Origin of the sequence: Bradyrhizobium sp. (assembly GCF_016462955.1) — a bacterium.
Classification (GTDB): Bacteria; Pseudomonadota; Alphaproteobacteria; order Rhizobiales; family Xanthobacteraceae; genus Bradyrhizobium.
Genome location: NZ_JAEMSD010000200.1, coordinates 8,173 through 11,296, shown reverse-complemented (window position 1 = coordinate 11,296; position 3,124 = coordinate 8,173). Strand labels below are relative to the sequence as shown.

Below are 3,124 nucleotides of genomic sequence, written 5' to 3'. Positions count from 1 at the left end.
ACGGAGAGACCTGTGGTCAGCGCCTTGAAATAGAGACCGGTGCCGCCGATGAAGACCGGAAGACGTCCTTGGGCCCTCGTTTCTTCGAGCGCCTTCGACGCGTCGGCCACCCAGGCACCAGCCGAGAAATTCACCGACGCATCGACATGCCCATAGAGATGATGCGGCACCAGCGCCTCGTCCGCCCCCGTCGGCCGTGCCGTGATGATGCGCAGGTCGCGGTACACCTGCATGGAATCGGCATTGATGACGACGCCGCCGGTGGCGCGCGCAAGCTCGAGCGCCAGCGCCGACTTGCCGCTGGCGGTCGGGCCTGCGATAAGCACGGCCTTGCTCGAATGCCCCTCGCTCACGAAAACCTCAAATGTCCCTCGTCGCCACGCTGATCTGCAACCCTGATAATCCCGCGCTCGATTCCACCATCGTCGACGGCGCCCGCGCCGTGCTGCCACAGGCGGCACCCGCGCACTGGCTGTTCGACGGGGTTGCGGTCGACATCCCTTTCGGCGCCGACAGTAACCTCGAAGCCGACCGCCACGCCATCGAGCAGCGGCTGCGCGAGCTTCGCGGCGACCTGCCCATCGACATCGTCGTGCAGCCTGTCGGCTTCAGGCGCAAGAAGCTTTTTCTCGCCGACATGGATTCCACCATGATCGGCCAGGAATGCATCGACGAGCTGGCCGATTTCGTCGGGGTGAAGGCGCATGTGGCCGGCATCACCGAGCGCGCGATGCGCGGCGAGATCGAGTTCGAGCCGGCGCTGCGCGAGCGCGTCGCGCTGCTCAAGGGCTTGCCCGCCAGCGCCGTCGACGAGGTGCTGGACAAGCGCATCACGCTGACGCCGGGAGGCCGCGAGCTGGTCGCGACCATGCGCGCAAACGGCGCCTATACCTGCCTCGTCTCTGGCGGCTTCACATTGTTCACGCGCGCGGTCGCCGCCAAGCTTGGCTTCCAGGAGAACCGCGCCAACGAGCTCGTCGTGCGCGACGGCAAGTTCACCGGCGAGGTCAAGGAGCCGATTCTGGGACGCGCTGCGAAGCTCGCGACGCTGGTGGATCTGATGGAATCGTTCGATCTCGACGACATCGACTCGGTGGTGGTCGGCGATGGCGCCAACGATCTCGCGATGATCCAGGCCGCGGGTCTGGGTGTGGCCTATCACGCCAAGCCGGCGGTGGCGGCCGCGGCAGCCGCGCGGATCGACCATGGCGATCTCACCGCGCTGCTGTATGCGCAGGGCTATCGGCGCGACGAGTTCGTGGAGGGCTGACGCAAACGTCGTTCCGGGATGGTGCGAAGCACCAGACCTCGGGTGCGCGATCGCGCACCGGGGAACCTCGAGATTCCGGGTTCGATGCTTCGCATCGCCCCGGAATTACGGATGAAATTACTGCACGCTCAGCGCGACGAAGCGCAGTTCGCCCTCGCCGTTGGAGACCAGCAGCAGCACCGATTTCTTGCCGTCCTTCTTGAGCAAGTCGATACGCTTCTGGATGTCGGCGCCGCTGGAAACGGCCTCCTGCGCCACCTCGACGATGACGTCGCCGGCGGACAGGCGCTTCTCGGCGGCGTCCGACTTGGCATCGACATTGGTGACGACGACGCCCTTGACGCTGTCCTTGATCTTGTAGCGCGTGCGCAGATCCTTGTTCAGCGTCGCGAGATCGAGGCCGAGCGCCTTCTGCGTCACCGGCTTCTCGGGCGCCGGCTCGTCGGTCTTCACCGCGGCCTGCACCTTGTCGGGATCCTGGAGGCGGCCCAGCGTGACCTTCTTGATCTCTTCCTGGCCCTTGCGGATGATGACGACGTCGACCTCCTTGCCGACCGCGGTGTCGGCGACGACGCGGGACAGGTCTTTCGGGTCCTTGACGTCCTTGCCGTCGAACTTGACGACGACGTCGCCGGGCTCGATGCCGGCGGGCTTGGCCGGGCCCTTGTCGTCGACGCCGGCGACCAGCGCACCGCGCGCGGGCTTGATGTTGAGGCTCTCGGCGATCTCGTCGGTGACGCTCTGGATGCGCACCCCTAACCAGCCGCGGCGCAGCTCGCCGAACTGCCGGAGCTGGTCGACGACGCCCACCACCGTCTTCGACGGCACGGCGAAACCAATGCCGATGGAGCCGCCGGAGGGCGAGATGATCAGCGTGTTGACGCCGATGACGTCGCCGTCGAGGTTGAACAGCGGGCCGCCGGAATTGCCGCGGTTGATGGAGGCGTCGGTCTGGATGTAGCTGTCGTACGGCCCCGAAGAGATGTCGCGGTTCTTGGCCGAGACGATGCCGGCCGTCACCGTGCCGCCGAGACTGAAGGGGTTGCCGATCGCGACCACCCAGTCGCCGAGCCGCAGCTTGTCGGAATCGCCGAACTTGACCGCCACCAGCGGCTTCGTCGGCTTGATCTTGAGCACGGCGAGATCGGTCTTCTTGTCGACGCCGACCAGCTCGGCCTTGATCTTGGTGCCGTCGTTGAGGATGACGTGGATCTCGTCGGCGTCGGCAATGACGTGGTTGTTGGTGACGACGACACCCGCGGTGTCGATGATGAAGCCGCTTCCGAGCGAGTTGGTCTTGCGCGGCGCGTTGTTCTCGCCGCCCTTGCTGCCTCCACCGGGGCCCCTGCGGTTCTTGAAGAAATCGTCGAAGAACTCTTCGAAGGGCGAACCGGGCGGCAGCTGCGGCATCGAGTTGCTGCCCCCGCCCTTGGCTTCGACGTTTTGCGAGGTCGAGATGTTGACGACCGCGTCGATCACCTTCTCGGCGACGTCGGCGATGCCGTCGGGTCCGCGCGCATGGGCTGGCGTGCCGAACGCGCCGAGAGCACTGACGGCAAGCGCGGCCAACCCAATTCGCACACCAAATCGCACGCCGCGGCGCGAGCGGGACGGGGCAGTGGTGGCAGCGGTCATTGTGATCTCCAGACAAAGGGATTTGGCGCCAGACTGCGCTCGAACGGGGGCACGGCGCAAGCGCGGAGCTGAGCGGGCCTCAAGAACCCGACAATACGGCGAAAAACCGTCCGGCGCCTTCACTTTGGCGTTGCCCCGGTGCCTAAATCGGGCGCCGAATAACCCAGATCAGGACCAGACCTGCGATGGCCGAGCCGATCCCGACCACCCGCAGGATGT

General features: G+C 66.0%; 3 protein-coding genes and 1 pseudogene. 1 reads left to right on the top strand and 3 read right to left on the bottom strand.

Features of this window, described 5'->3' with window-relative positions; genetic code table 11:
- Positions 1–353 (bottom strand): isopentenyl transferase family protein (locus JHD07_RS20355; protein ID WP_291625118.1); only part of this gene is annotated, 353 nt, incomplete at its 3' end.
- Positions 354–364: 11 nt separating this feature from the next.
- Here JHD07_RS20355 and serB point away from each other — a divergent pair.
- Entirely contained in the window at positions 365–1,270 is a 906-nt protein-coding gene (serB, locus tag JHD07_RS20350; protein ID WP_291625117.1) for a phosphoserine phosphatase SerB, read from the top strand.
- Positions 1,271–1,387: 117 nt separating this feature from the next.
- Here the strand turns inward: serB and JHD07_RS20345 are convergent, their stop codons facing one another.
- Both JHD07_RS20345 and JHD07_RS20340 read right to left on the bottom strand, forming a co-directional pair.
- Positions 1,388–2,905, bottom strand: coding sequence for a Do family serine endopeptidase (locus JHD07_RS20345; RefSeq protein ID WP_291625116.1), 1,518 nt, complete (start codon positions 2,903–2,905; stop codon positions 1,388–1,390).
- Between the two features lie 142 nt (positions 2,906–3,047).
- Positions 3,048–3,124 (bottom strand): annotated as a pseudogene (locus JHD07_RS20340) (DUF2065 domain-containing protein); the annotation flags it as partial.